The sequence below is a fragment of the Nonomuraea basaltis genome (assembly GCF_005893125.1).
Taxonomy (GTDB): Bacteria; Actinomycetota; Actinomycetes; order Streptosporangiales; family Streptosporangiaceae; genus Nonomuraea; species Nonomuraea basaltis.
The window spans coordinates 1-1,138 of sequence record NZ_VCJS01000576.1 but is presented as its reverse complement, the minus strand read 5'-3'; the positions used below and the strand labels follow the sequence as shown (position 1 = coordinate 1,138).

At 70.4% G+C, this 1,138-nt stretch carries 1 protein-coding gene; it reads left to right on the top strand.

Annotated features, from left to right (window positions below; genetic code table 11):
• Positions 1-56 precede the first annotated feature (56 nt).
• Complete coding sequence (locus EJK15_RS69460; RefSeq protein ID WP_138720950.1) at positions 57-995, top strand: hypothetical protein; 939 nt, start codon at positions 57-59, stop codon at positions 993-995.
• Positions 996-1,138: the final 143 nt, after the last annotated feature.

Genomic DNA, 1,138 nt, shown 5'->3' with positions numbered 1-1,138 from the left:
CGAGCTCGTGACCGCCTGGCTGGAACGTCTGGGGTTGTTCGTTCGTCATCCGAAGTGTGACGAGCTCTTCAGATCTCGACGAGCGGCTGCGCGCGGCGGCCGCCCGAAGGCACCGGGCCGGCCACCTGCGGCGCCGGCACGCGGCCACCGCTGAGCAGATCCAGCAGGCCCACCACACCCTGACCGGCCTGGAGAAGGACCTGTCCAAGGAGGAGGCCGGCGTCACCCGCCTGGAAGGCGGGCTGACCGCTTTCCTGGCCCGCCTGGTGAGCCAGCGCGAGGAGCTGCTGGACCGCGAGCGTGCCGAGGCCGCCGCCGCCAGGCAGCGACTCGATGGCCACCGGGCCCGGCTGGCCCAGATAGAGGCGGACGCGCGAGCGATCGAGGCCGAGCTGGCGGGACTCGCGGCGGCCCCGGAGGAGTACGAGAAGCTGCTGGCCGAGAAGGAGCGGCAGCTCCTCGCCCGCGGTGATGCCCGCGCCAGTGAGCTGACGGACCTCGGCGCCGCCCTCGACCGCGTCCCGGCGGAGCTGCGCGAACACTCGGAGGCGTACCAGGCCGGGCAGGCTGCACTCAACGCGCTGGCCCAGGTGCTCGGCTACCTCGGCTCGGCCAAGGGCGCCTCCACCTGGGACCTCTTGGGCGGCGGCCTGATCGCCGACGCCGTCGAGCACAACCGGCTGCGCTCCGCCGATGAGGCCGCCTGGCACGCCCAGCGGGCCCTGGACGTCTTCTCTCGCGAACTCGCCGACGTCGGCGTCGCCGCGCGTGCCCGCCTGCCCAAAGTGGACACGCGATGGTTCGTCGACACATTCTTCGACAACATCATCACCGATGTGATGAAGCATCAGCGCATCGAGAACACCCGCGCCGAGGTCGAGCGGACGGCCCGATGGGTCCAGGACGTGGGGACGCACCTGCGGCACCGCGACACCGAACTGTCCAAAGAACGAGCGCGACTGCTGGCCAGGCGGGAGGAACTGCTACGCGGTTGAGGACGCGGCGACCATCCGCACCTGATCCTCTCACCGTCCATGGCTGTCCTCGCGTTCCTCGACCCCGGACAAGAACTTCAACACGCAGACTTGACGGGGAACGACAGGAACCCACCCACCGTCCCCATGATCGCGTTCGCGGT